The 24906-nt window shown below is 61.5% G+C and carries 18 protein-coding genes; 5 read left to right on the top strand and 13 right to left on the bottom strand.

The features are described from left to right. Window positions 1-23: 23 nt before the first annotated feature. The 3 genes from ACN9MU_RS00470 to ACN9MU_RS00480 form a co-directional block, all read right to left on the bottom strand. A complete protein-coding gene (locus ACN9MU_RS00470; RefSeq protein ID WP_426343979.1) occupies window positions 24-3548 on the bottom strand; it encodes a DUF4132 domain-containing protein in 3525 nt (1174 codons plus the stop codon). A 78-nt stretch (window positions 3549-3626) separates the two neighbouring features. Next, the gene (locus tag ACN9MU_RS00475) at window positions 3627-7145 is read right to left on the bottom strand and encodes a DUF4132 domain-containing protein (protein WP_426343980.1); all 3519 of its coding nucleotides are present in this window, start codon (window positions 7143-7145) and stop codon (window positions 3627-3629) included. A gap of 347 nt (window positions 7146-7492) precedes the next feature. Beyond that, the gene (locus tag ACN9MU_RS00480; RefSeq protein ID WP_426166474.1) at window positions 7493-8539 is read right to left on the bottom strand and encodes an RNA-guided endonuclease InsQ/TnpB family protein; all 1047 of its coding nucleotides are present in this window, start codon (window positions 8537-8539) and stop codon (window positions 7493-7495) included. A gap of 142 nt (window positions 8540-8681) precedes the next feature. On the opposite strand from ACN9MU_RS00480, the gene ACN9MU_RS00485 reads away from it, so the two are divergent. After that, window positions 8682-8966 carry a nucleotidyl transferase AbiEii/AbiGii toxin family protein gene (locus ACN9MU_RS00485; protein WP_426166476.1) on the top strand — a complete coding sequence of 95 codons (285 nt, stop codon included), beginning with the start codon at window positions 8682-8684 and terminating at the stop codon, window positions 8964-8966. Window positions 8967-9092: 126 nt separating this feature from the next. Here ACN9MU_RS00485 and ACN9MU_RS00490 read toward each other — a convergent pair whose 3' ends face one another. The 5 genes from ACN9MU_RS00490 to ACN9MU_RS00510 form a co-directional block, all read right to left on the bottom strand. After that, on the bottom strand, window positions 9093-9887 hold the full coding sequence (locus ACN9MU_RS00490) for a hypothetical protein (RefSeq protein WP_426166478.1): 795 nt from the start codon (window positions 9885-9887) through the stop codon (window positions 9093-9095). A gap of 100 nt (window positions 9888-9987) precedes the next feature. Beyond that, window positions 9988-11319, bottom strand: coding sequence for a type II toxin-antitoxin system HipA family toxin (locus ACN9MU_RS00495; RefSeq protein ID WP_426343981.1), 1332 nt, complete (start codon window positions 11317-11319; stop codon window positions 9988-9990). Between the two features lie 3 nt (window positions 11320-11322). Beyond that, complete coding sequence (locus ACN9MU_RS00500; RefSeq protein WP_426319853.1) at window positions 11323-11670, bottom strand: helix-turn-helix domain-containing protein; 348 nt, start codon at window positions 11668-11670, stop codon at window positions 11323-11325. A 754-nt stretch (window positions 11671-12424) separates the two neighbouring features. Then, window positions 12425-13459, bottom strand: coding sequence for a hypothetical protein (locus ACN9MU_RS00505; RefSeq protein WP_426319855.1), 1035 nt, complete (start codon window positions 13457-13459; stop codon window positions 12425-12427). Between the two features lie 711 nt (window positions 13460-14170). Next, window positions 14171-14353, bottom strand: a complete 183-nt coding sequence (locus ACN9MU_RS00510; RefSeq protein ID WP_426319857.1) for a hypothetical protein — start codon at window positions 14351-14353, stop codon at window positions 14171-14173. Window positions 14354-14492: 139 nt separating this feature from the next. Here ACN9MU_RS00510 and ACN9MU_RS00515 point away from each other — a divergent pair, with 139 nt between their 5' ends. Further along, window positions 14493-14837, top strand: coding sequence for a hypothetical protein (locus ACN9MU_RS00515; RefSeq protein WP_426319859.1), 345 nt, complete (start codon window positions 14493-14495; stop codon window positions 14835-14837). 77 nt (window positions 14838-14914) lie between these two features. On the opposite strand, the gene ssb is transcribed toward ACN9MU_RS00515, so the two are convergent. Both ssb and ACN9MU_RS00525 read right to left on the bottom strand, forming a co-directional pair. Then, entirely contained in the window at window positions 14915-15421 is a 507-nt protein-coding gene (ssb, locus tag ACN9MU_RS00520; protein WP_130316421.1) for a single-stranded DNA-binding protein, read from the bottom strand. Between the two features lie 105 nt (window positions 15422-15526). Continuing rightward, a complete protein-coding gene (locus ACN9MU_RS00525; protein WP_426336706.1) occupies window positions 15527-16750 on the bottom strand; it encodes an arabinose transporter in 1224 nt (407 codons plus the stop codon). Between the two features lie 112 nt (window positions 16751-16862). Between ACN9MU_RS00525 and ACN9MU_RS00530 the strand changes: the two genes are divergently transcribed. The 3 genes from ACN9MU_RS00530 (at window position 16863) to ACN9MU_RS00540 (ending at window position 20895) form a co-directional block, all read left to right on the top strand. Next, entirely contained in the window at window positions 16863-17501 is a 639-nt protein-coding gene (locus tag ACN9MU_RS00530; RefSeq protein WP_426166482.1) for a TetR/AcrR family transcriptional regulator, read from the top strand. An 83-nt stretch (window positions 17502-17584) separates the two neighbouring features. Then, window positions 17585-20437 carry an excinuclease ABC subunit UvrA gene (gene uvrA / locus ACN9MU_RS00535; protein ID WP_426166484.1) on the top strand — a complete coding sequence of 951 codons (2853 nt, stop codon included), beginning with the start codon at window positions 17585-17587 and terminating at the stop codon, window positions 20435-20437. Continuing rightward, on the top strand, window positions 20437-20895 hold the full coding sequence (locus ACN9MU_RS00540) for a YbaK/EbsC family protein (RefSeq protein ID WP_426166486.1): 459 nt from the start codon (window positions 20437-20439) through the stop codon (window positions 20893-20895). The genes uvrA and ACN9MU_RS00540 overlap by 1 nt, the downstream gene beginning before the upstream one ends. A 1-nt stretch (window position 20896) precedes the next feature. On the opposite strand, the gene ACN9MU_RS00545 is transcribed toward ACN9MU_RS00540, so the two are convergent. From ACN9MU_RS00545 to ACN9MU_RS00555, 3 genes are read right to left on the bottom strand one after another with little or no spacing between them, the layout of a single operon-like run. After that, on the bottom strand, window positions 20897-21637 hold the full coding sequence (locus ACN9MU_RS00545; RefSeq protein WP_426166488.1) for a hypothetical protein: 741 nt from the start codon (window positions 21635-21637) through the stop codon (window positions 20897-20899). Between the two features lie 13 nt (window positions 21638-21650). Further along, the gene (locus tag ACN9MU_RS00550; RefSeq protein ID WP_426343982.1) at window positions 21651-23825 is read right to left on the bottom strand and encodes a hypothetical protein; all 2175 of its coding nucleotides are present in this window, start codon (window positions 23823-23825) and stop codon (window positions 21651-21653) included. A 6-nt stretch (window positions 23826-23831) separates the two neighbouring features. Next, on the bottom strand, window positions 23832-24878 hold the full coding sequence (locus ACN9MU_RS00555; RefSeq protein ID WP_426166492.1) for a hypothetical protein: 1047 nt from the start codon (window positions 24876-24878) through the stop codon (window positions 23832-23834). Between the last annotated feature and the right edge of the window lie 28 nt (window positions 24879-24906).

Here is a 24906-nt window from a genome sequence, read left to right on the forward strand (position 1 = left end):
ATTCAAGTAGTGTTTGCGGGCGCTCATGCCCGCAGGGATTCGATGTCGCGTATCAGTTCACTGGCGGCGATCGGGTCGAGGGCAGCCAGGCTTTCGGCCGTCTTGATTCCGCCCCAACTTGCAAGCATGCCCACGGAGATGCTTTCCAGCGACTGCTCCGGATTCTCGTTGACCATGCCCGCGTAGATGCCAGGTTCGAACGTCAGCTCGATGATCCTGGAACCATTGGCCGGCTTCTGGAAGGAGCAGATCAAGCCGCCGTTGATGGCCTGCCCGCGCCTCCAGCCCCTGCTGGCCAGGCCAAGCACGCGGTTTGTGGCGATCACCACGCCCTTCCAGCGGGCGAGCTGCGCTTGCGCCTGTTCGCCGGCTTCCAGCGCATGGGTATCGCGCCCCAGCTGGACGAAAGGCTGCAACAGCTTGTAGTCGGCGAACACCTGGCCAAACTTCTCGGCGGCTTGCGGCGGCAATTCGAGCGCATGCGGCAGTCCCACCCGGATATGCTCGCCCTCCGGCAAAGTGAAGGCATCGTCGTCGCCGGTGGCGTAGCTGCCGTCTTCCGCGACGCGGAAGCAATCCAGCAATTGCGCGCCATCGCCGCCCACCGCATACACGCCCCAAACCAGGCGTTGCACGAGGTGGCGCAGCAGCGGGTGCTCGACCAGGAACTGGCGGAAGTGCTGGTGGCTCCAGCGGCGCCGGCTGCACATGGCCCATTCCAGGCGCGCTACCTGCTGGCTGGCGATGGCGCGGGCGTCCTTTTTCAGGGCCTTGAAGCGCTCGACCGCGGCTGTGGAGAGCGCCTCGTCATCGCTCTGCCTCGGCTTCGGCAGGTCGGGCAGCCGGTAGCCGTCTTCGTCGCGCACAAAAGGCTTCAGCGCCTCGTCGAAGCCGGCCCGGAAGCGGCGCGCACCGAAGTCCAGCACGAGGGTGCCGTCCTGCCCGAGGCCCAGGTCTGGCGCCATGCGGTCTTCCAGCTCCTCGGTCGTCAGGCCGCGCGCCTCGGCGATCCTGGCGATTTTTTCGCGCGCCTTGTCCTGCAGCGGCTTTTGCCTGGCCTTCTGCGCGACGCTGTTCATCAGCATCAGCGCAAGTTCGCTGCCGATGTCGGTCAGCACGTCCAGCGCCGCTACCGCCCGTGCATGCGCCCCTTCCGGCGGCCACGCCTTAATGAACGGCATCAGCTTGCGGGCGGTATCGTCCGTGCCCAGCCAGCCCAGGGCCGACATCGCCCAGCCGTCCTTGACGACGCCACCGGCATTCAACCATGCCATGAAACAGTCCCAGCTAAAGTCCGCCAGCGATTCGGGGGTGCAGGCATCCCGGAGCTGGGCGATGCCGGGATACACGCCATCGACCGTCGGCAGCATCAGCATGGTCCCCACATGCACCAGCACGTCGTTCGGCACCGCCTTGCCGGCACTGGCGCCGCCGGACTCATTCAACACCAGGCGGCGCCACCCGCGCGGCGCCCAGAAGTCAGGGAGCTTGGGAAGCTTGGCCGGCAGGCGTTCAAGCGGATCTTCATCGAGCAGGGCACGCAGCGTGGCAGAGACTGCGGCGTTCTCGTATCGGGCCGCAACCTTCAGGATCAGCGCTTCATGCCCGTTCGCGCGCAAGTAGCGCAACGCAGACATGGCGCAGGACTTCTCTTCGCCCGCCTTGCCGAGCGCCGGTGCAATCAGCCCGCAAATCGCATGTTCGGGGAAGCGCAGCAGCCATCGCCGCCCCTGCGCCTGCAGTTTCTTGAGCTTGACCGCAGCGCGCGCCATCGGCGCCGCCATGCCGACGGAGCCAAAGCACGGGGCATACTCGACCACTTCGTCGAAGCGGTGGCGCAGCAAAGCCTCAAAGCCGGGCAGCGCGCGCAAGCCGAATCGCGCCAGCAGGAATTCCAGGCACCTGCCACTGACGTCGACTGAATTGGAAAGCAGGCTCCAGGTCTCGACGCCCATTTCTCCCGGCAGCCGCGTAATCAACGGCGCATAGAGGCGCGCCCACGGATCGCCCAATACGTACAGCCGCCAGGCGGCCACCATCGCCTTGCTGTCGGCTTCTGCGATGGCCTGGATCGCCTGCCTGCGGGCTTCATCGCCGGACGTCCCCGGATTGCGGCTGAACCCCAGCTCCGCCACCCACGCTGCCGGATCCTTGCGTGCGCGCTCGAAGGTGTCTTCCCACCATGGGCCCGCGTTCGCCCATTCTTCGCGGTCGACGTCGTCCCATCGCTCCACGGGAGCCAGCGGCAACGGCTGCAAATCGATCGATGCAAGGGCCTTCTTGCGCAGCCGCAGCCACGGCGGGTTCGCCAGCACGCCCGGCAGATCCTCGCGCGCCGCCTCTTCCAGCGAAGTATCGCGTTGTCCGAGCAGGCGTTGCAGCAATGCCTGCGCAGCCGGGCTGACCCAGCGCAGGAGCTGGGGAACCACTTCGGCATGCTCGCTGACCAGCGCCGCCAGGCTGGACGACGCCACCATGCCAACCTTGCCCGGCCTTTCGCCAATCTCCGCCAGCGCAGCGATGCCGGCAACGGGCCATTGCTGGAGCGCCGCAGCCAGGCGCACCAGCGCGGTCCGGCGTTCGACCGCGGTATCCCATCCCTCGTATTCCGGATCGGTAGTCTGCGCGACCGATTCGACCAGCAGCCGGATGGCTTCCGGGGTGCCGATCTGGGTCAGGGCCTCGCTGACCACATCGCGCGTGACGGCAACGCTGAAGGGCGAGCATGCCTGCACGCCCTTCCCGGCCAGGATGGTCGCCGCCAGCATCGGGCTGGTGAAGTAGCGTCCGCGCTCAGGCATTTTTTCGCCCAGAACCCGCAGCAGTTCCGGCTCGTCGGCCGACACCAGCAGCAGCGGCAAGCTTGCATGCGCCGGGCTGCCTGCAAGTTCATGCACCAGGCGGTTGGACAGCTCCGGACGTTCCGGCAACTGCGCGGCGAGTGAAGCCCTGCGCGCGAGCGGGATGGCGGGCAGCGCTTGCTCGATCTTGTCGGCACAAGCCCGCCAAGTCGCCTCCGGTGCATTGGACAGCTGGCGGCGCAGGGCAATTTCGGCCCCGCAGAACGGCTCATACTTGGCCAGCGGAAGCAGCTCGCGGCACTCGATGACCGCCTTCCGCTTTTTCTCCCGCGACGGCAGGAAGCCCACTTGCAGCTTGAGCATTTCGATGAAGACGTCGACGCAGTACTCCAAGCCTTTGTGCGCGGCGATGGCACCGAGCATCGGCTCGCCAAACGGATGCACATCCTCCGCGCCGCTGCGGAACACTGGATTGTTCGACATGGCAAGCAGGATTGCATCGGACAGCAGCGAACCGTCGAGGGTTTGCTCCTGCAGCCGCTGCGACGCTTCCGCGCATGCCTCGCGAAACTCGGCATCGCTGCGCGCCGGGTCAATCTCGAAGGTCTCCCACATGCTGCGCAAAACCTGCTTCGGGTCGACTTGCGGAACCGGTTTCGGCGCGCGGCGCGAAGCGAGTGCCGCTTCCGCCATCCTTTTGGAAATCGCCAGCGGCTCACCCTGCGCCAGCCAGGGTGGGGTCGTCATATCGGGGAGCTCATTACCGTGCATGAAAGTTCAATTACCTAAAGGAAACTTGTAATTTTGACTTTACCACGCGGCCGCTCAGGTTAACAAGGACTCCATGTCCCGCACCAGCTCACTGGCGCTGACGGGATCGAGGCTGGCCATGCTGCCATTCCGCATCGTGACGGCGCCAAGCGTCTGCTCCGGATATTCGTCGGCCAGGCCGACGATGATGCCCGGATCGAGCATCAGTTCGACCACCCTGGCGCCGGCAACCGGCTTGCTGAAGTACGAAACGCCGCCGCCGTCCATGGACGATCCGCGGCGCCAGCCCCTGCTTGCCAGGCCGAGCACGCGGCCGGTGGCGACCACCTTGCCTTTCCAGCGTTCCAGCGCGGTGGCGGAATGCTCCCCGGCTTCGAGCCGGTAGGTATCGCGCCCAAGCTGGGCGAAAGGTTGCAGCAGCTCGTAATCGGCAAACAACTGTCCGAATTGCACAACATCCTGCTGCGGCATGTCGAGCGGGTGCGGCAAGCCGACGTAAATAAGCTCGCCTTCCGGCAGCGCGATCGGGTTATCGTCCGCGTCCGTATAGCTGCCTTCTGCAGACACACGGAAGCAATGCAGCAGCTTCCCGCCGCCGGCCTTTCCTTCTTCCTGGACGTAGACGCCCCAGGCCAGGCGCTGCACCAGGTGCCGCACCAGCGGATGGCCGGCAAGGAACTGGCCGAAGTGCTCGGGGCGCCAGCGGCGGCCGCTGCACATGGCTTGCTCCAGGCGCAGCAACTGCTGGCTGGCGACGGTGCGGACGTCCTTCTTCAGTGCCTTGAAGCGCTCGACCGCGTCGGCGGCCTGCGCTTCGTCGTCGGTCTTTTTCGGCTTGGGCAGGTCCTTCAGGCGCGTGCCGTCGCTGTCGCGAACATAAGGTTTCAGCATTTCGTCGAAGCCGACGCGGAACTGGCGCGGGCCGAAGTCCAGCAGCATGCTGCCATTGTCGTCCAGGCCAAGGACGGGCGCCAACCGGTCTTCCAGCTCCTCCCTCGACAGGCCGCGGTTCTCCGCGATCTGGTCGATCTTTTCGCGTGCCTTGACCAGCAGTCCCGTGAACTTCAACTTTTGTGCAATGTCGTTCAGCAGCAGCAGTGCGACGTCGGTGCCGATATCGGCCAGCACGTCCAGTGCGGCCACCGCGCGCGCATGCGCCGCTTCTCCCGGCCAGGCGCGGATGTAAGGGGTGAGCCGGCGCGCCGTGTCGTCGTTGCCCAGCCATCCCAGGGCCGACAGGGCCCAGCTTTCCTTGGCAGGCCCGCCTGCGCTCAGCCAGGCGGTAAAACAATCCCAGCTGAAGTTCGCCAGGGACTCGGGCGTGCAAGCCTCCTTGAGCTGCGCAATGCCGGCGTACACGCCGTCCACGGTCGGCAAGGCCAGCATGGTGCCGATGTGATCGAGCACTGCGTCCGGCACGGCACCGGCGGTGCCGTTCAGCAGCGGACGGCGCCAGCCCAGCGGCGTCCAGAAATCGGGCAGCTTGGGCAATTTGGCCGGAAGGCACTCGAGCGGGTCTTCGTCCAGCATGGCGCGCACTGCCTCGGCAACCGCAGGATCTTCGTAGCGCCAACTCATGCCGACAATCAGCGACTCATAACCGTGGCCGCGCAGGAAGCGCAGCGCCGACAATGCACTACTGCGCGCCGCGCCCGCCTTGCCGATCGCAGGGGCGATCAGGCCGGCGATGGCATGTTCAGGAAAACGCAACAGCCAGCGGCGCGCCTCGTCCTGCAGCTTCTTGAGCTTGGCCGCGGCGCGCGCAACCGGCGCCGCGAGTTCCACCGCACCGAGGCATGGCGCCAGCGGCAGCATCTTGTCAACGCTGTCGCGCATCATTGCCGCAAAGCCGGGCGCCGCCGCCAGGCCGAACTGGCTAAGCAGGTAGTCCACGCCATAAGGCTCCGCCTCGCCGGCCAGCCTGTTCCAGGTTTCGACGCCCATGTCCCCCGGCAGCAAGGTCAGGAAGCGCGTCGAGAGCGTTGCCCGCTGGTCGCCTTGCCGATAGAGCTGCCAGGCCTCGGCCAGCTCCTCGCTGTCCGCGTTGGCAATGGCCTGTGCAGCCATGCGGCGCGCCTCGTCGCCGGCATGTCCCGGATTGCGGCAGAAGCCCAGGGCATCCACCAGCACGGCGGTGTCCTTGCGCGCCTTGTCGAAGTCCTTCTGCTGCCAGCGGTCCAGCGATGCCCATTGTTCGCGGTCGATGCCATCCCATCGCTCGATTGGCGCCACGGGCAAAGGCAGCACGGCCAGCGCAGCGGCGGCCTTCTTTCGTGGCCGCAGCCAGGGCGGATCAGCCAATACGCCCGGCAGGTCGGCCTGCGCCGCCACCGGCACCGCCGATCCGGATTGCTCGCCAAGGCGTTGCAACACCGCCTGCGCGGCGGGGCTGACCCAGGGCAGCAGTTGCGACACGTGTCCCGCATTCGCCCGCACCAGCTTTGCCAGTTCCGCCTGCAGCATGTCGCCATCCTTGCCGCGCAAGCCGCCCAGCTCGGCCAGGGCCGCAATGCTCGCAAGCGGCCATTGCTTGAGCGCTGCGGTCAGATGCCGAAGCGCCGTCTTGCGATCAGCGAGCCACCACATCATGTCGTCGGAAATGCCGGACCGCGCCGGCGTGGCGCAATACACTTCCGCCAGCAGTTTGATTGCCTCCGGCGTGCCGATCTGGCTCAGGGCGATGGTGGCTGCGGCGCTGCTCGCGACCAGTTCCAGGACAGGAAGCGCGTCCACACCCTGTTCCTGCACGACGCTGGCCACCAGCATCAAGCCTGAAGCCCAGCGGTCTTCTTCGATCAGTTCACTGCCCAGCATGCCGTGCAGCGCAGGATCGGTGGCCGTCAGCAGCAGCACGGGCAGGGAGGCGGAGGCCTTGCCCTTGGCGAGCGTGTGCGTCAGCCGGTTCGACACCTCGGGGCGCTCCGGCAGTTGCGCGGCAAGGCCGGCCCTGCGCATGGCTGGAACGTTCGGGATCGCGCTTTCGATCTTGTCCGCACAGGCTTGCCATACCGGCTCCGGCGCCGACGACAACTGCCGCCGCATGGCAACTTCGACGGGCGACAGGGGATAGCGGTCGCCGAGTTCCCGGGTTACCTTGCGCGTGACGCCGGCCTGCCAGTTCTTGTACTCCTTGTGCGACAGCTTCACCTGCAAGCCTTGCATCTCGATGAAGGCATCGACACAGTATTCCAGGCCCTTGTGGCTGGCCAGGGCGTCCAGCATGCGCTCGCCCAGCGGCGCTTCGCCCTTGTTCTGTGCGCCGTAGGCGGGATCGTTGGCCAGCGCCAGCAAGATCGCATGCGACAGCAGCGAGCCATCCAGCGAACCGGTGAGCGTGCACATCCACGCGTCCGAAAAGTCCAAACGCAGATCGGCATCCGTGGCAGCCAGATCCGGTTTTTCGATTTCACCCAAGCGCAGCAAGGCCGCTTGCGCATCCGCCTCCGGCACCGCTTTCGGGGAACGGCGCGAAGGCAAGGCCGCAGCGGCCATTTCAGGAGAAAGCGAGACCGGCACACCCTGTGCAAACCAGGGCGGTAAGGAGCTGTTATCGGCGAAGTCGAGGCGGCGCATGAGTCTATTACCAAAAAGAAATGTTATCTTTTCGACTATAGCATGCGGGCGCGGGCCGGGCCCGCACCGTTGCCGCCGTGACTTGGAAGGTGATCAGGCCCGCAAGAGTCCACGGGCCTGAAGAGCGGCCTGGCCATCGCTGCCAAGAGCGCAAGCACCAGTTACCGCGAGGTTCTCACGGCCAGCGAATTGGCTGCGGTCCTGCGGACAGGTGAGGTTCCCCCTCAGTTTCGGCCGCACATCATGGCGCTCCTTGAAGAGGCGCCGTTGCCGGTGATGGTCAAGGCCGTCACCGAAGCTGCAAGCGCTGATGCACCTTCGAGCAAGATCTTGACGTCCTCCCCGCCCTAAAGGACGGGGATTCCTGCTTCCAGCGTCGCACGTCCGCGACGGAGAATGTTTAACGCAGCATTACGATCACGATCATGTACCACACCGCATTCGCTGCATTCCCACTCTCTTATTCCAAGGCCTGCGATACCCTTCGGCCTCGAATCGGGCAGTGCACCACAATTCGAGCAGGTCTGGGTGGTAAAGCGTTCGTCCACTTCCACGTACCGCGCGCCATGCCTCATGGCCTTGTACGCCAGCATCTTACGGAAGGACGACCAGCCTGCATCAAGCACGGACTTCGCCAGGCTGGTTTGGGCGAGTCCACTGGCATTGACATTGCCAACAGCAATATGGTCGAAGGCGCGGGCAAGTTCCACCGACCTGTTATGCAAGAAGTCCAGTCGACGCCGCGCCGTGCGCGCCTGGATGGCTTTGATGCGGCGCCGCTTGTGGGCTCGCTGCGCTATTGCCAGCGCCGCTTCCGCCTCACGATAAAAGCCCGGCGCCGGAATTTTTTCTCCCTCGGACGGGGTAGCGAGATCCTTCAAGCCAAGATCGATACCGACACCGTGGTCGAGTGGCCGGACCGGCGGCTCGGCTACCTCGATCGCAATATTGAGGAACCAGTTCCCGCGACTGTCTTGCGCAAAGCAACTGCCATCCTTGATTTTCCCTTCAGGAAGAGGGCGAGAGTAAAACACCCGGAACGTATTGCCTGCAAAGCGAAACGCGTTGCCTTCCCTGTGCAGGTCACGTCCTTTGAGCGGAACCCGGCCCAAGGACCTTCGGCCGCGGTAACGCAAATACGGCCGGCGGTGTTGGGCACGCGATTTGGCAAATTGTTCGCATACGGCATTGATCACACCAGAGTGCAGCTCCAATTCTTTGCTGCTGCCGGTAGTCAGCTTGTTCAAGTCGAAGCCGGTCAGCCAAGGGCGCTCAAATCGCAAGGCATCTTTCTGCCGATCATTGCAGTAGTTCCAGACGAAATTCACCTTACGGGCTTGCAGATCAAGCAGCCCGTTTTTCGATTTCACACGGAAACGGTAGACGAGAATCATACTGTAATTTTATACAGTATCTCACTAATCTCAAGGCGAGCGCCCGCGTTGCGGCCGGCTCCTTTCACTCCCGCCCTCAGACGGGGTTTCTCGGAGCAAATCTGATGAAAAAACTGCAGCGCCTTGCGAAGGAATGGCATGTATGTCGGGAAGTTTGGCAGCGTTGAACCAGGGTGGACTTCCAGACACTTGGGAGTCTCTTTTCAAGAAGGCGCTGATCGCGATCGACGAGATTGCAGCGCATGGCTACGCGAACCCGTTTTGGACTTTCGGCGGCGGGACCGTCCTCATGCTCCGGTATGGTCACCTGTTCAGCAAAGACGTCGATATCTTCGTTCCCGATCTCCAGTCCTACAGAACTGCACCTTGGTTATCAGATGTCTTCGAGAACGCCCAAGTCGCGGCCCGCCAGAATACTCATTCCTGAAGGTCGGCGTTGAAAACGCATGCATATGAGACTGCGGCAAGAACTGGCTTCTCTCCGCTCGATGAGGCTTATCACTCAGCTCGCTGAACTAGCGGATGCCGTTGGGCGCAGCCAGCCCAGTTGCCGCTACGGGTTGCGCGGGCTCAGGCTACCGGCAATGGAGTGCCATTGCTGCCGGTGCTCCATGTATCTGGCGAGGCCTTGTGCGAAGAAGGTCTTCTCCTCGATATCCATGTCCCCCGGCAGGTCATCGCACAAGGGGTCTTGATAGTCTTCCGGCCATTGCGACGCCTCCAGGACAGCATAGACTGACTTTTCGTCGAGCCATCTCGTTGCAGTCATCGCGTGGCCCGGTTCGTCTGCGTTCGGCTGAGAAGCCAGCGCTGCCACGCGGTCCAACCCCAGCTCGTAATAGTGGGGGGCGACGCCGTAAAAGAACTCTGCAGGCTTATGCTCAAGAATGTCACGGAATTCCGACCGATAGTCCAGCAAACGCAACTCGAGCGCCCGCTTATGCGCATCCACTGTGACAGCAGCCGCCAGGACCTTTCCGTGCTTGAGAATCCTGGCTGCACGGATCCAGGTTGCGCGGTGGTTGTTGCCATCACGCAGAAGGCCGAGGGCCTGGCTATACGCCTGGATGCTGGCCTCCAGATTGAACAGGGAGCGACGCTCTGCCACTTCTTCGTCGTCTTTCGTCGCCTGGATCGCCATGTCTTTTTTCTGCAGATATAGCGTGAGCAGGATGCCGGCAAAACCAAGGCTTGAGAACAATGCATTCAGGGCGCCAAAGGTATCGCCGATCTGCCCACGCTCACCTACGCCGAGCTTGCTGATGCCATCGGCTGGAAGCACCCACAGCGCGAAGCCGGCATACACCACGACGACGATTAAAAACAGGGGAATTGCAATTTTTCTCATCAAAGCTGTTCCGTTACAGGATAAAGAGGTCTTCAGAACGGCAAGCCGTCCTTGGTATGGTTTTGCTCAGCGATTGTCGCCATTGGACGCATGCTTCGACTCAGGTCTCGCTCAGCTTCACGCTCTGTTCCGTCATTCCAATGAGAATGCTGTCTACCAGGTCAAGTGGAAACGCTGGCGGTATTTTCTGTCGGACTGAATCGACAGCTTTGGGAACTGCCTCAAGGACTTCTTCAATTATCGCTTCAGCAGCTTTCGCACCCAAGCCAAGCTGTTGCGCCATCGCAGACCAATGACGCCTTCGGATTCGATTGACGTGGTAGTAGTTGGTGCTCCCGCGAACGGCCATGGCCAGCCTTACATCCTGGGCTGGGATTTTACTCGCACCACGCCCGACGATAGGGTGCACCGAAAGCACGTCATACAATGGGGTCGCCTGGTATTTCCCCCTCGGTCCGAGCGCGATGCTGAAGTTCTTGGCATGTCCATCCGTAGCGAGCAAAAGCCAGAATATAAGTTGTGTCTTGAAGAAGTTTCGCCGATCTTTTTCCGCGACCTCCGATCCTAAAAGGAGGTTCATGATGCGCTCGATCCCGGGTCCACCGTCTTGCTGGTACTTGGCCAGGGGTGAATACCCCATGGCTTGACACATGTCTTCTTGCGGCAGACGGACAATCCAGGTCTCGTCGTCCGAGTATTTGCGGTCAAACCGCTCCACTCCCAAAACTTTCTGATCCTCGAACTGGAGGATTGCGGTCCTTGCTATGGGAAGTCCAAATCCTTCCATAATTTGCGCGCACAACCATTCGTTCTCCACCGAGGTTCGCATATCGGCACGCATATTCCCCACAAGTCCTAGCGGCAGCTTCAGAATGTGCGTCGTGGGTGTGCTTCCAGTCGGAAGCTTCCATCTTCCCTCGTGCCACAAGAGCGCATTTTTCTCTTGTGCGCCGGCGATAGACAACCTGAGATCAGGGACATGATCTTCGTGGCCCAATCCACCAGGTGAAGTTGTAGCGCGAAGCAACTCAGCAATAGCATGCTCATTGAGTTCTTCGCCTTGAATAGTAAAGATGTCGTTCGGAGCCTCGTCCGGCTCCAGCAATTGAACGGCTCCTACGCAGTCTCTTCCTATCGCTTCAAGCAGGTCGAATGGGGAAGTACTTCCTGTGCGATACCGTTGTGCCAGGCGCCTGCGAATAGGCTCGCTGTCCGGGAGGAGATTATCAAAGTAGTTTGTGGCCACATCGTCTACGTATGGCCGATTGTCGGCCGTCAACGGCATCGATAACGATAGAGGGCGACGGTTCTCGTCATTTAACCAATCGTCGAAATATGTGAAGGTTGAGCTGTTCCGGTGAATAGTCCATTGACCCACTGGGGTGCCGTTCAACCATACATTCAAACTGCTTCGCGTTCCTCTTCGTGCCATGTATCACCACTTCGTCGTGTCGTTACGCTTGATCACCTTTGCCGGTGCTTTTTTAGACTGGGTAAGGCTCAGTGCTTGGTCTCGAGTAACAGAGGCTGGTTGAGAAGAAATCTCATCGCTCTCTTCTGATGTACTCTCACGTTCATCGAAGACTAGCTGCACGTTGAGCAACCGGAGAACTTTGTATAAGCGCTCAACACTTGCACTACCGAGGTTTGACTCCAGTTGAGCATAATTTTGTTGGGTCACCCCTAACTTTTCGGCCATTGCCGTCTGAGTAAGACCCGCTTTCCGCCGAAATCCCTGGAGCAGTGGCTTTAATTGATCGATAGTCTGGATTGTGTACTGCATAGTCATCCTGTGGAGGCGTAGTGTGGAAGTTTAAGAATGCGCTAGCTAGCTCACAAGCTGCAGATTGTATTCTGAATTTACAATTTGTAGTTTGTAAATTCATTTTACAAGCTATTGCTAGTAATTGATATTAACAATCTATGGATTGTGGCTGCGTCTACTGATGTCCGCAAAAGGGGCTACCTTGGGTCAAATGAGCTGTAGAAGTTCAACGTTGACCCAACGAAGGTGACAGACTTTCGGCGACTTGCGCTCCCGTTGAAATCGCGTGGCCAAGCTAATGCAGAAGGCCGGCATGAAAGCACGTCATCGACCCCGCCGGCATCATGGTCAAGTTGCTGGAGAGGTTCACGCAATCGCACCGGACCTGCTGGACCGCCAGTTAGAAGCTAGCGAACCAGACCAGCAATGGGCAGCGGAATTTACATACGTATGGACTGGAGAGGGCTTGCCCTTTGTCGCCATGGTTTTCGACCTCTACTCGCGCCGTGCGGTCAGGTGGTCGATGCAAACGAGCATGACCTCGCAGCTAGTTATGGACGCGCTATTGATGGTAGTTTCGGCGTGGCCGGCCAAAGGAAATGCTACGTCACTCCGATCAAGGTCTCATGCCAGTGAGCTCTATCAGGGACCTGCTAACGCGCCACGACCTCGTTTGCAGCATGAGCCGGAAAGGCAACTGTTGGAACAATTCAGTCGCTGAGCGCTTCTTCCTGAACCTCAATGGAGCGTGTCTGGCAGCGGCAATACGCCTTCACGCTTCGTCGTCTGGCCATGAACCCATAAATAAGCGCGTCGTTCCGCCGCAGGTGCAGGTGCGTGTCTCGCTAAAGAACGCGCTGCGTGGGCGAGCGTATCCGTCCCGTGAGCAAAAATAGATGTGGCATGTGGTGCATTGATGCCATTTTGTACTTCTCGTCGCCAGGCCCCGTTTCAGCGTCCCGCAAACTGAGCACCTCGGCGTGAAGGTGTAGGTCACGCGCGCATTGTTGCCGGCATTGGTGTAGTGATTACCGTATTGCATTGCGACGAATTGATCTTGTCTATGCATGAATTTGGTGCCCTCCTTGTGCCTGTTCCGCTCGTCCAGTTGCGTTTGAGTTGGTGGAAGCTGGGAATATTTTGCCCGTGCTTGCGCGATCAGATTACGCGCCGTATGCGCGCTCAGCGGTGGCAGGTAGCCCGCCGCTTTACCGGGTTTGCAATAGATCGTGTTACCCTGATAGCGCGCGGCCTTGTGGTGACTGTCTGTCCACAGCACGGCGTCGGCGTTGAGGTACCAAGAATCGACGATTATGAGCCGTTGTGGAGCAACCTGGCGCTGGTCATGATCGCCGATCGTGCAGAAATAATGGACGATGTCGGTCTCGAATACATAACTGACCATTCGGTCGGACGGAAGATACCTGCGCAGCAGCGCGTAGGTCAGCGCAGCGTAGTCCTGGCACATGCCCACATACCGGTCGCCGAGGGCGGCCAACGTTACCTTAGGGCGGTGATGCGCCGCCGTGTGGCCATAGGATGCGCGGATCTGGTTGGTATTCTGCCGGGTCACGTGGTTGACAGCACCGATACCTGCCACGCGCATCTGGTTGCTGACTCCGAGGAACATCTCGCGGTCGGCCCAGACATCCTGAAACCTGTTGATATCTCCGGTGTGATTGATGGCAAGCGCTTCACGGCCGCGCACATTAAGAGGGACGGTTCCCAGGACCTCCTTCACCACCGCGATGATGCGCTGCGATTGTAAAATTTCCGAATACAACCGAGCATCATCAGTTTCGGGCATGACTGGCTCCTTCGCATTACAGACTGGGTATTGAGTTCTTCGACGGCGTATTCAATCTGAATTAAACCCGTTGCAACCACGATAGTCGTAACTTTCGGCAGCCGACAGTATCAACAGGTAACAGGCCTGTCGATGTGGACAGGGCGTTCCTCGCGCATTACCCGGCCCAATGCTTGTGACACCCAGGAACGGGACGCGTGAGCTATCGCGATAGTGCGAATGCGAAGTGAACCAGGACCCCGGGCAACCTTCCTGCGGGATCGAACCGCTGCCTCGGTGTCACAACGGTATCCTTTGGTTGCGTTAATACACCAATCTCAGCCTCGAACGTTGTCCAGCCTTAATGACCAAAAGGGATTTTTGTCGGCAGTCTAACTATCGTTATTTCATGATTTCACGACGGCGAGAAAGTGCCTTGCTACAGCTGGAGCGACAAAATTTGTTTACGTTGGGTTGACGTACGCAGATGCGGTGGAAGATTGATTACGCTCTAGAAGGGTTATGCGCAGTAATCTGTGTAAACGACGAAAGAAAGCCTGAAAATACAATGGTTCCACAGTGTGGCTACGCTTAGCTGCTCGAAATATCTCTCCCGCATCTTTCGGCCATGGCGCAGGCGTGATTCCAATCTTTACCTTATCTACTGGTGCCGGAGATGAAATTGCAGCGCCGACGAAGGTGTGGGGCGTCGTGGTTATCCAAACTTCCTTCTTACACGAGCGAAAAATGGCTGCCTCGAATAGCGTTCTGCGACAGGCGACCGCCATGTTCCTGGCAGAGATCGGCCAGCCGCATGCGAACCGCCTCCGGTACCTCGACCCGGCCGTGCCATTCGAAGTGGTGGTGAGAGACCTCCAGGCTGGCGTTGGCGTCCTGCTCGATCTTGCAGTGCAAGACCGGGGTAGCCTGACTGGGACAGGTCGTGGGACAGCGCCCGTACAACAAGTTAGTTGCGAACTTACTTATGCGATATGATTCTTGCTCAATCGAAAAGAACTCACACAACTATTAATTGCGCACGACCTTTAACTTCATGAAACTCAAGAAAATATTCATTAAGGCTTTGTTGCTGGCTATCCCATGCACATCATTTGCCGCTTCATCCGATGCCCTGCAAATCGAAAGGATTGCAACTCAAGAAGACGGTACGGTGATTTTGTACGCGAAGAACGGTTGGGGCGCCTCAGCCACTAATGCCTGCTCAACCACCGGTGTGCTTGCCTTCAAGGCCACTACTGTTGGCGGTAAAGCCATGCTCAGCACTGCCTTGGCAGCGCAAATGGCGCAGAAGTTAGTGGTTGTCGCAACGAGCGATACCCTCTGCACAGCGGTGGGGGGCTGGGCCCCCACTGTGACGAGGGTTGACGTACTTTATTGAGCTAATGAGCGATGGAAAACGTTCTGTAAGCCAACGACTTACAGGGCGTTGTTTTACCTAGCAACGATTACTGTATCTCAAAACGGAATATCGTCATCCATATCCGAGAAGTTCGGCGCTGGGCGTGGTGCCGGACGTGGTGCCGGTGCCGGAGCTGCCTGTGGACGTGGTGCCTGGCGTGGAGCAGGAGCGTCGTAGCCCATGTCGTCGCCACCGCCCATGCCGCCACCCATGCCGCCGCCGGTATCGCCGCGGCCGCCCAGCATCTGCATGTTTTCAGCAATGATGTCGGTGGCGTATTTTTCGATGCCGTCCTTGTCGGTGTATTTACGGGTCTGCAGGCGGCCTTCCACATAGACGGAAGAACCCTTTTTCAGGTACTGGCCGACGATTTCAGCCAAGCGGCCGAAGAAGGAGATGCGGTGCCACTCGGTCAGCTCTTTCTGTTCGCCGGTGTTGCGGTCTTTCGAACGATACGAGGTAGCCACGGCGATGTTGGCAATCGCGTCACCGCTAGGCATGTAGCGGATTTCCGGATCGCGACCCAGATTGCCGACGATGATCACTTTGTTGACTGATGCCATTTATGAAACTCCTGAAGGAATGTGGGGGCCGTTTCGGACAGCCCCAAAACAACGGAGTTTACCCTAAATTAATAGTCCCTCAAATATCGCAAGGACTGACGCAGCTCAATTTGTTGTCGGGTTAGCGCGTGAGGGCTTCAGCAGGCGCAGGGCGATCACCAGGGCGCAGGAAACGGCGCCGCAACCGGCCAGGTACACGGCGCTGACGCCGTGCTGGCCAGCCAGGGCGCCGGCCAGCGGACCGGTCAGGCCTAGCGAAATATCGAGGAAAGCGACATAGGCGCCCATCGCCGCGCCGCGGCTTTGCGGCGGGGTGCGCTTGACCGCTTCCACGCCGAAACCGGGGAAGGCCAGCGAGTAGCCAAAGCCGGTCAGCGCGGCTCCCGCATACACCAGCAGGGGTGCCGCCGCTTGCCAGATACACAATTGACCGGCCGCTTCGATCAGCACACACACCAAGGCCACGCGCGCACCGCCGATCCTGTCCGGCAGATGGCCAAACAGCAGGCGGGCGCCGATGAAGGCAATGCCGAAGGCGGTGAAGGCTAGCGATGGGCTGCCCCACTCCTTGGCCGTGAACAGCAGCGAGATAAAGGCGGTGATGACACCGAAGCCGACGCTGGAAAACGCCAGCCCCATGCCCGGCCACCACACGGCGCCCAGCACCTTGTAGAACGGGATACGGCGCGCGCTGGCTGGCGGCAGGCCCTTGATGCCGGCCAACACCAGCAGCGCCAACACCGGGGCCAGCATGCCGGCAAGCGCGATACCGTGGAAGCCGGCCTGCTGGTACAGCGCCATCCCAGCCGGCGCGCCAGCGGCGTAGGCGCCGTACATTGCAATGCCGACCCAGGCCATGACCTTGCCCGCGTTTTGCGGGCCGGCCAGGCCGACGCCCCAGCTCAAGGCGCCCGTGACGACCAGGCTTTCGGCGCCGCCCAGCAGGATGCGGCCGGCGATCAGCACGGCGACCGATGCTTCCGGCTGGTCGACCATGGAGAGCGACGCCAGGTAAGCCAGCGCGGAGGCAACGGCCAGGGCGAAGCCTGTCATCACGGCGCGCTTGGAGCCGCGAGTGTCGCACAGGCCACCGGCCCAAGCGCGGGTCAGCAGGGCCGCGACGAACTGGGCGCCGGCCACCACACCGACCATCAACGTACTAAGGCCGAGCCGGTCATGCACGTGCAGCGGGAGCGCCGGAAGGGCGATGCCGATGGCGAGGAAGCTGGCGAAAACCGCCAGCACGATAGGGAAAATCCTGGGTACTACATTGACGGCCTGCGTAGCAGCGGTCGGGGCGGGAGAAGCGAAATCTTTAGGCGGGCTCATATAAAAGCTTTCATAGTTGACAATGAATTCCGAGAATGCGAGCATTTGCTCACATACAGCCAAAATTTTAAAATCAACAACATCCCGCGAAAACTCGCATTCGAAAACGCCCATGGTCGACATCCCGCAACCCCGCAAAGCCCCGCGCCAGGCGCGTTCCCGAGCCACCGTGGAGGTGATCCTGGAGGCGACGGCTCGCATTTTTTCCGAGCATGGCTACGCCGGAACCAACACCAACCTGATCGCAGAGAAGGCCGGCATCAGCATCGGCTCGCTCTACCAGTACTTCAAGAACAAGGATGCGTTGATCGCGGCCTTGCACCAGCGCCACGCGGAGCAGGTGCAGCAGACCGTGGAAGAAGTATTGGCAAAGCCTTACGAGCCGACGCTGGCAGGGCACATCGGCGCCTTGGTGCGGGCGCTGCTGGCTGCCCACCTGCTGGAGCCCGACCTGCACAAGATGCTGGAGCTGCAATTTCCCTACTTCGACGCGCCGCAGTCGGAAAACGAGGCCGACCAGGGCATCTTCAAGCGCGTGCGCGCCCTGCTGGAGGACTGGCGGGCCGACATCGTGCCCCCCAACCTCGACATGGCCACCTGGGTTGTCTTGCAGATCATGGAATCGATGGTGCACGCGGCCGTCATCGAGGCGCCGGGCTTCGACATGGCCGACATCGAAGCGTCGATCAGCAACGCCGTCATGGGCTACCTGACGTACCGCCCAAATACTGGTAATATGTACAGTATTTGACGCTGGGCTTGGTGTATCCGGGGCGCGGCGCAAGAATTCATTCGACGCTATAGTATCGGGCTGACCCCGAAAGGTATCCACGCATGGAAGAAATCCGCATCCGCGGTGCGCGCACGCACAACCTGAAAAACATCAACCTCGACCTGCCACGCAACAAGCTGATCGTGATCACCGGCCTGTCCGGCTCCGGCAAGTCGTCGCTGGCGTTCGACACCCTGTACGCTGAAGGCCAGCGCCGCTACGTCGAGTCGCTGTCGGCCTACGCGCGCCAGTTCCTGCAGTTGATGGAAAAGCCTGACGTGGACATGATCGAAGGCTTGTCGCCCGCAATCTCGATCGAGCAGAAGGCCACCTCGCACAACCCGCGTTCGACCGTGGGCACCGTGACGGAGATCCACGACTACCTGCGCTTGCTGTACGCGCGCGTCGGCACGCCTTACTGCATCAACCACCCGGACCACGCGCTGGCCGCGCAATCGGTATCGCAGATGGTGGATGCCGTGCTGGCCATGCCCGAGGGCACCAAGCTGATGATCATGGCGCCGGTGGTTGCCAACCGCAAGGGCGAGCACGTCGACCTGTTCGAGGCCATGCAGGCCCAGGGCTTCGTGCGCTTCCGCGTGCAGAGCGGCACCCACGAGGCCAAGATCTATGAAGTGGACGACCTGCCAAAGCTGAAGAAGACCGAGAAGCACACCATCGACGTGGTGATCGACCGCGTCAAGGTGAATGCGGAGATCAAGCAGCGCCTGGCCGAATCGTTCGAAACCGCGCTGCGCCTGGCCGACGGCCGCGCCATAGCTTACGAAATGGATTCCGGCGCCGAGCATATTTACTCGAACAAGTTCGCCTGCACCACCTGCGGCTATTCGCTGCAGGAGCTGGAGCCGCGCCTGTTCTCCTTCAACAACCCGATGGGCGCCTGCCCCGAGTGCGATGGCCTGGGCCATATCGAGTTCTTCGACCCGCGCCGTATCGTCGCCTTCCCCAACCTGTCGCTGGCTTCCGGCGCGGTGAAGGGCTGGGACCGCCGCAACCAGTTCTACTACTCGATGCTGGCTGCGCTGGCGGCGTACTACGATTTCGACCTCGACACCCCGTTCGAGCAGTTGCCGGCGAAAGCGCAGGACGTGGTCCTGCACGGCTCCGGCAAGACCGCCATCCCGTTCACCTACATGAATGAACGCGGCAAGGCCGTGGTCAAGGAACATACCTTCGAAGGCATCGTCAACAACCTGCAGCGCCGCTACCGCGAAACCGATTCGATGGCGGTCAAGGAAGAACTGGCGAAGTTCATCAACGAGAAGAAGTGCCCGAGCTGCGAAGGCGCCCGCCTGCGCGTGGAAGCACGCCACGTGAAGATCGGCACCGGCAAGCAGGAGCGCGCGATCTACCAGATCGCCGACAAGCCGCTGCGCGATACCCTGTCCTACTTCGAGCAGTTGAAGCTGAAGGGCGCGAAGAAGGACATCGCCGACCGCGTGATCAAGGAAATCGTGTCGCGCCTGACCTTCCTGAACAACGTGGGCCTGGATTACCTGTCGCTGGAACGCAGCGCCGATACCTTGTCGGGCGGCGAAGCACAGCGTATCCGCCTCGCGTCGCAGATCGGCTCCGGCCTGACCGGCGTGATGTACGTGCTGGACGAGCCGTCCATCGGCCTGCACCAGCGCGACAACGACCGCCTGATCGACACCCTGAAACACCTGCGCGACATCGGCAACTCGGTGCTGGTGGTGGAGCACGATGAAGACGCGATCCGCACCGCCGACTACGTGGTCGACATGGGCAAGGGCGCCGGCGTGCATGGCGGCGACGTGATCGCCGCCGGCCCGCTGAAGGACATCCTGAAATCGAAGGAATCGCTGACCGCGCAATACCTGAGCGGCAAGCTGCAGATCGCCGTGCCGAAGAAGCGCCACGTGGCCGATCCGCAGCGCCAGCTGACCATCACCGGAGCTACCGGCAACAACCTGAAGAAGGTCAACCTGTCGCTCCCCGTCGGCCTGATGACTTGCGTGACCGGCGTGTCCGGTTCCGGCAAATCGACCCTGGTCAACGACACCCTGTACCCGGCCCTGTCGCGCCACCTGTTCGGCTCCCAGACCGAACCGGCACCGCACGACTCCATCAGCGGCCTGGAACATTTCGACAAAGTGATCTCGGTCGACCAGGCGCCGATCGGCCGCACCCCGCGTTCGAACCCGGCCACTTACACCGGCTTGTTCACGCCGATCCGCGACCTGTTCGCCACCGTGCCTGTCGCGAAAGAGCGCGGCTACTCGGCCGGCCGTTTCTCCTTCAACGTCAAGGGCGGCCGCTGCGAAGCCTGCCAGGGCGACGGCGTGATCAAGGTCGAAATGCACTTCCTGCCGGACGTGTACGTGCCCTGCGACGTCTGCCACGGCAAGCGCTATAACCGCGAGACGCTGGAAGTCCACTACAAGGGCAAGAGCATCACCGAAGTGCTGGACATGACGGTGGAAGATGCACACGAATTCTTCAAGGCCGTGCCGGTCATCGCGCGCAAGCTGCAAACCCTGCTCGACGTAGGCCTGGGCTACATCAAGCTGGGGCAGAGCGCCACCACGCTGTCCGGCGGCGAGGCGCAGCGCGTCAAGCTGTCGCTGGAACTGTCCAAGCGCGATACGGGCCGCACGCTGTACATCCTGGACGAGCCGACCACCGGCCTGCACTTCCACGATATCGACCTGCTGCTGAAGGTGATCCACCGCCTGCGCGACCACGGCAACACCCTGGTCATCATCGAGCACAACCTCGACGTGATCAAGACTGCCGACTGGATCGTCGACCTCGGTCCAGAGGGCGGCGCCGGCGGCGGCCAGATCATCGCCAGCGGCACGCCGGAGGAAGTGGCGGCCAACCCGGCCAGCGTGACCGGCAAATATCTCGGTCCCCTGCTGAAGAAGAAATAATGAGCCTGCATTCCGTCAAACACTTCCTGGCGCAGCACGCGCCGGACCTGGAAGTCATCGAACTGGCGGAAAGCACCGCGACCGTGGCCTTGGCCGCGGCCGCGCACGGCGTCGAGCCGGGCCAGATCGCCAAGACCCTTTCGCTGCGCATGAAGGACGGCGTCGTCCTGGTGGTGACACGCGGCGATGCGCGGCTGGATAACAAGAAGTTCAAGGCCCATTTCGGCGCCACCGCACGCATGCTGGGTGCGGAAGAAGTGGAAGCGCTGACCGGGCACCCGGTCGGCGGCGTCTGTCCTTTCGGCCTGCCGGGTCCGATTCCGGTCTATTGCGATGTGTCGCTGCGCAGCTACAAGGAAGTACTCCCTGCCGGCGGCGCAATCAATGCCGCAGTGCGCATCTGCCCCGAGCGCATGGCCGCCCTGACCGGTGCGCAATGGGTTGACGTGGCGCAGTAGGCTACTCCTGCGGCGTCGGGTACTGCCTGCCGTCGTAGTGCAGCAACTGCGTCGTGGGTTTCGCGCCAGGCTGGTCGGACTTGCGCGTGACCAGCAGGTCTGCATAGCCCTTGCTGCGCGTGGAAGCGATGGCTATGGTGGAGTTGAACCTTTCGATTTCGGGTGCAGGGCCATCTTCTTCCGCGCCCTTCTCCCATGGGTCGTTCAGCAAGCGCCAGCTCGCAATCGCCATGCCTGAAAGGACAGGACGGATCGCCTCCCCCTCGCGCACATACAGCGTGCGCATCGGACCATAGCCGCCATACTGGTAGCGCGGCTCAGTCGTGTTGAAATCGACGCCGAACGCGCGCAGGCCCGGCTGCAGCTGATAGCGGGCGGTATCGATCCTGATCCCTTCGCGATAGGTCTCAATGGCATCGCTCGGCACGGCAGCCCAATAACTGGCGACTACCGTGCTGCGCGGCTGGTCGAGCAGGGCAACAAGAATACGCCTCGTATCTTGCGCAATGCCGTCGTACACGAACACACCCAGCGTGTAGGATTCTTTTCCGGGCCATGGCTTGCAGGCGCTGGAAATGGCCGGCCTGTCGTCTTCGCTCTCCTGGCGTCTTCCGTTCGCCTGGAGGAAGCTGCCGGCAAGTTCTTGCAGCTGCTCGCTGCAGGCCGGGTCGCGTTCTGCGGCGATCGATGGCAGCGCCAGCATGGCAAGGGTTGCCGTACACACGGTGCGTTTGAAATCCATGGTCATCCCTTTGCTAGTCCATCTGCTGTGGCGCCGGATAGTGCTTGCCGTCGTAGCGCAACAACTGCGTTGTGGCCTTGACCTTTGGCTGGTCGGAACTGCGCGTGATGAGCAAGTCCGCGTAGCCGTTGCTGCGCGTGCCGGCAATGCCGATGGCGTAGCTGAAGGTCTCGGTTGCAGGCTCACGGTCCGGGTTCTCGCTATTGCCGGTTTCCCACGGCGCCCTGCCCGGCAGGTAGCGCCAGGACGAAACCGCCATGTCGGACAGGATCGGCCGGATGGCAGCCCCCTCGCGCACGTACAGCGTGCGCATCGGCCCGTAGCCGCCTTCCGCAGAGCGCGGGCTGTACGTGGCGACGTCGATGCCGAATGCGCGCAACCCTGGCTGCACAAAATAGCGTGCCGTGTCGAACTTGATTCCATCGACATAACGCGTGACCGCGTCTACCTCCACCAACGTCCAGTAGCTGGCGATTACCTTGCCTTGCGCCGGGTCGATCAAGGTGACGAGCATCTGCTTTTGTTCTTCTTTCTGCCCCTCGTAAATGAAGACGCCCAGCGTATAAGGTTCCTTGCCTGGCCAGGCCTTGCATGCACTGGCGACGCCTTCGGTGAGCTGGCGTTTCCGTCTCTTGCGCAGGAAGTCGCCAGCCAATTCGATCATCTGTTCGCTGCATACCTGGCGCTCGACCAGGTCCTGCTTTTCGCGCGCCAGCCTGCTCTTCTCTTCCGCTGCTTCGATTTCCTGCTGCTTGCGTTCCGCTGCCAGGAAGGCTGCTTTTTCCTCGGCCAGTTGACGGCACACATTCCACAAATCGTTGGCAGGGCTGTCGCCGCACTTCGCGCCCAGCGCTTGCCTCACTTCGTCGCGTGCGGGACCCAGTGTAGCAATGAACGCCAGCAAGCTTTCCAACGGCGCCAGCGCTTGCTGCGTAGCGGCCTGCACATAGCTTTCCGACAGGCCTTTCACATTCTCGAGGGCACGACAGCTGGTCTGCTCCCGTTCAAGCTTGCCCAGTGCATAACCCAGTAGCAGAGGAGCGGGCAGTTCCAGCATTTGTTCCGTAGACAGGAGGCAACCCTTGCTCGAGGCGCTTTCCCGGCCCAGTTGTTGCAACGCCGCCGGTTGCGCCTGAGGCGATGGCTGCATCGCGGCCAGTGCCATCCAGGGCGACACGATCCGTTTGCCCGCCGGGCTGAACGGGTTGTAGCCCTGGGGATTCGCCAGCAGCAGATCCAGCGCCACCGTCTTCGCCAGCAAGCGTTCCATTTCTCCGGCAGGCCACGCCTGAGGATGATCCAGCAGCGCCGGCACTTTCGCAGTCAGGTAAACCAGCTGCAGGAATGCGGCCTCGCGTTCGTCAAGCGACGTATCCTGCACTCGCGGGAAAAAGTAAGGCTCAAGCTTTTGCAGGATGCGTGGCAACTGGGCATGATGCGGATTCAGCTCGACCAGTGCCGGCAGAAGATGCACGCAGCTATCGGGCCCTTTGCGCTGGCAGCCGTTCGACAGCAGGAATTTGCTCAACCTGTCTTCGATAATGGCGGCCGATGCCAGGCCGCGTGCGGTTTCCGGCGAAGTTTCACTGATCCCGCCTACTTCTTCACGCTGTTTGCGCACGCACTGCCGAAAATCCAGGCCCGCGCCGGCCCGCCAATCCGCATTCTTCATCCCCCAGACCAACGGTTCCATGTGCTTGACACGCCAGGCCGCGGCAGGAAGGCATCGCAGGAAAGCGATTTGTGCGCCCGCTTCCTTGCCCCATTTTTCGTCCGCATAATAGACATGCAGGCTTTCGGCCGAACGCTGTCCTTCCCGCACAGGATCGTTGATCCGCTCTTCCGGCAGGATGCGCGCCCATACGGCCTGGGCCCTGGAAGGCGACTCGAGCCGGAAGTAGTCCCAAGCGCCGGCCTGATCAATCAGCGGCTGCTTCAAGGTCCAGAATGTGGCCGCGAATTCCGGCATGTCCAGCAATCGGGGCAGTTTTTCCCGGTCAAGGAACTCCCATGGCTGGCCGGCCGGATCTTCGCGGCGGTAACGGCGACGCGCTTCCGCCATGACGGCAGAGAATTCTTCTTTGCTCAGCGGCTGCAGGCGCGATGCACCGTCATCGCTGGACGCCGCTGCGCCGCCGGCAGCGCAGGCGAGCACCAGGCCCAGGCCAGTCAAAATGGATTTGCTCATAAACGATCAGGGGGATGACTTGATGGGCGGCAGGCGCAACACCTTGCCGTTCTCGCGCAGGAAGACCACGATCCCGCCGTCGCTCAAAGGTGCCAGGATGGGAATATAGGTATGGGGCAAGCGCCTGATCGAAACAAGGCGCTGCGCCGCCGGGTCGAACCATTGGACGGAACTGTCGTTGGCGGTCACCAGCTGATCGTGATCGCCGAAGTTGGCATAGCTGCCGCCGATGCCCATCCGGGCGCCAGCGTCCGCGATCGAAATCCATGCTGCCTTGCGCGCATCCCAGCGGAGCGGCCAGTCGCTGTGATCGGGCACAGCGACCAGCGTCCCGCCCGGCAGGAGTCGGCGCTGGAATCCTCGCGATGCGTCCTTGGCATATTCCTTCGGCGGCGACGCCATCGTCCAGTTGCAGCTGGCAGTGTCGAAGCTGAGCGGGATGGCCGGCGCCGGCCCGAGTTCCACATCATCGACCTTGCCCCGGACGCCGGCTGCCAGCAATGCTGCGCGTGTGGCCGGCGACACCGGCTCCTGCTTCAGCGCTCCTCCGCTGACGCGCAGCAGCATGGCGCGGCTTGGCGCAGGCTGGCCCCCCTCCTCCTTACCGGTTCGCATGCACGCCAGCGCCAGTTGCGGATCGATGGAAATGAGCCGCCGCATGACCGTGCCAAGGGGCAGCACCAGCGGCGGCGCAAAGCTGCGCGATTCCGGGTTCCACCAGGCCAGCGAGGCGAAAGGCTGGTCGGTATCGTCGGTGTGCGAACCGCCGGCGACCACCGTGCCATTCCCAAGCCTGCTCCAGCTTCCTTCGATCGAGGTATGGCGAGGCCAGCCCTTTGCCGCCGCCATCTGCCGCGTGAGCGCATTCCACACCGCGAAAGCCTTATCCGTCAGCAGCAGGAAGTCGTCATTGCCAAGCGTGACGACGTCCGGGTTCAATTTGTTGGGCCAGTCGATCACTGCGTACGGCGGCTCGTCGGCCTGCGGCGCCGCCATGGCCGGATGTGCCATCGCTGCAAGCGCCATCGCATAGGCGAGATGTTTGAGGTTCATGCGGGCAAGCATAGACAAACTGCCCGCT

Origin of the sequence: Pseudoduganella sp. R-32, assembly GCF_049913245.1 — a bacterium.
GTDB lineage: Bacteria > Pseudomonadota > Gammaproteobacteria > Burkholderiales > Burkholderiaceae_D > Rugamonas.

Coding starts and splice junctions, on each gene's coding strand:
- ACN9MU_RS00470 (WP_426343979.1), bottom strand. CDS start 3,548: ATGACGACCCCACCCTGGCTGGCGCAGGGTGAGCCGCTGGCGATTTCC.
- ssb (WP_130316421.1), bottom strand. CDS start 15,421: ATGGCATCAGTCAACAAAGTGATCATCGTCGGCAATCTGGGTCGCGAT.
- ACN9MU_RS00495 (WP_426343981.1), bottom strand. CDS start 11,319: ATGGCACGAAGAGGAACGCGAAGCAGTTTGAATGTATGGTTGAACGGC.
- ACN9MU_RS00515 (WP_426319859.1), top strand. CDS start 14,493: ATGAAACTCAAGAAAATATTCATTAAGGCTTTGTTGCTGGCTATCCCA.
- ACN9MU_RS00475 (WP_426343980.1), bottom strand. CDS start 7,145: ATGCGCCGCCTCGACTTCGCCGATAACAGCTCCTTACCGCCCTGGTTT.
- ACN9MU_RS00540 (WP_426166486.1), top strand. CDS start 20,437: ATGAGCCTGCATTCCGTCAAACACTTCCTGGCGCAGCACGCGCCGGAC.
- ACN9MU_RS00530 (WP_426166482.1), top strand. CDS start 16,863: ATGGTCGACATCCCGCAACCCCGCAAAGCCCCGCGCCAGGCGCGTTCC.
- ACN9MU_RS00555 (WP_426166492.1), bottom strand. CDS start 24,878: ATGAACCTCAAACATCTCGCCTATGCGATGGCGCTTGCAGCGATGGCA.
- ACN9MU_RS00490 (WP_426166478.1), bottom strand. CDS start 9,887: ATGAGAAAAATTGCAATTCCCCTGTTTTTAATCGTCGTCGTGGTGTAT.
- uvrA (WP_426166484.1), top strand. CDS start 17,585: ATGGAAGAAATCCGCATCCGCGGTGCGCGCACGCACAACCTGAAAAAC.
- ACN9MU_RS00485 (WP_426166476.1), top strand. CDS start 8,682: ATGTCGGGAAGTTTGGCAGCGTTGAACCAGGGTGGACTTCCAGACACT.
- ACN9MU_RS00505 (WP_426319855.1), bottom strand. CDS start 13,459: ATGCCCGAAACTGATGATGCTCGGTTGTATTCGGAAATTTTACAATCG.
- ACN9MU_RS00550 (WP_426343982.1), bottom strand. CDS start 23,825: ATGAGCAAATCCATTTTGACTGGCCTGGGCCTGGTGCTCGCCTGCGCT.
- ACN9MU_RS00525 (WP_426336706.1), bottom strand. CDS start 16,750: ATGAGCCCGCCTAAAGATTTCGCTTCTCCCGCCCCGACCGCTGCTACG.
- ACN9MU_RS00500 (WP_426319853.1), bottom strand. CDS start 11,670: ATGCAGTACACAATCCAGACTATCGATCAATTAAAGCCACTGCTCCAG.
- ACN9MU_RS00545 (WP_426166488.1), bottom strand. CDS start 21,637: ATGGATTTCAAACGCACCGTGTGTACGGCAACCCTTGCCATGCTGGCG.
- ACN9MU_RS00480 (WP_426166474.1), bottom strand. CDS start 8,539: ATGATTCTCGTCTACCGTTTCCGTGTGAAATCGAAAAACGGGCTGCTT.